This is a genomic window from Phenylobacterium sp., assembly GCF_030693805.1.
GTDB lineage: Bacteria > Pseudomonadota > Alphaproteobacteria > Caulobacterales > Caulobacteraceae > Phenylobacterium.
In genome coordinates, this window is record NZ_JAUXZW010000377.1 from 1 (window position 1) to 1,295 (window position 1,295).

Below are 1,295 nucleotides of genomic sequence, written 5' to 3' on the forward strand. Positions count from 1 at the left end.
CAATTCGGTCGTAAGCGCAACATTTCCCATGGTCATTCGGCACTGCAACGCAAGGGTCACGGCGATTGCCGATGTAGCCACCTGCGGCGTTGTCGGTAATTCTCGATGAACACTGTGGCAATGTGAACCTACGCAGGATGGATATCGAGAAACGGTTCTTGCCGGGGTTTTGACCTAGGTCAAGTTCGACGGCCAATTATGACAATTTCGTAATCTTCAGGTCATCTAACGAGACAGCTCGGCCTCCTACAGTCATTGGCAGTGACAGCCCCTTGTCAATTTGCGAACCTGATATCACCAGTTTCGCAACTTGTACCTGTCACGGCTGCTTCGGCAGCGCCCCTTTGTCATCAGGAGAATGCCATGTTCAAGCTGTCCACTGTAGTCGCCGCCGCTTTGTTCTCTTTGGGGTCGATGACCGCCATCGCCCAAACCACCCCGGCTGACCACACCCAACACCATCCTGCGGGCTCCTCGCCCGCAGCGGCTGCTCAAACCCCGACTCCGGCGCCTGCAGCACCGGCTGCTGCGGCTTCAGCTGCGAGCGACCGGATGGCGTCGATGGAGAAGCAAATGCAAGCCATGAAGGCGATGCGGGAAAAACTCGCTGCAGCCAAGACCCCTGAAGAGCGCCGCGCGGTGATGGCCGAGCACATGAAGACTATGCAGGATGGCATGGCCATGATGGACACGATGAAGACCGCTGGTGGCATGGGTGGCATGGGCATGATGGGTGCCCCGGCCACTGCTGGCGCGCCAGCCCAGCCCAATGCCATGGCTCCGGGGATGCCTGCGGGGCAGGGCGGCATGATGCCCATGATGGAGGGCATGCACCAACGCCATCAGATGATGGAGAAGCGCATGGAAATGATGGAATCTATGATGCGCATGATGATGGACCGCATGCAGTGAGACCCGGCCCATGACCTCCAGAAGAGCCTTCCTACACCTTGGTGGCGTCGCTGGTTGGACTCTGCTGAGTTCGCCTTTGCGCACCGCGTGGGCCCAAAGCCAAGACCACACCAGCCATGCGGGGCACGTCCCCACACCTGCGGTGACCCAGGTGGCGTTTCCATCGCCGGTCATTCGCACAGCTGATGCGTTCACCAACCCGCTGTTCGTGCCTGGCAACAGTGGCCTGCTAGGGGTCATGGCAGTACAGGCTCCACTGCGTTTGACCGTGGGCGGCGCCAAGCAGCCAGTGGTCCCGGGCAAGTCCCTAGCCAATCTGTTGGTCTATGGCAGCGAACAAGGTGGTGTCCAACGAGCCAATCCCACCCTGTTGACAAAGAAGG

At 59.5% G+C, this 1,295-nt stretch carries 2 protein-coding genes; both read left to right on the plus strand.

The window, feature by feature from the left end:
• Positions 1–363: 363 nt before the first annotated feature.
• Positions 364–912, plus strand: a complete 549-nt coding sequence (locus tag Q8M88_RS14955; RefSeq protein WP_305597955.1) for a hypothetical protein — start codon at positions 364–366, stop codon at positions 910–912.
• A gap of 151 nt (positions 913–1,063) precedes the next feature.
• The coding region (locus Q8M88_RS14960) for a hypothetical protein (RefSeq protein ID WP_305597956.1) at positions 1,064–1,295 on the plus strand (232 nt) is incomplete at its 3' end.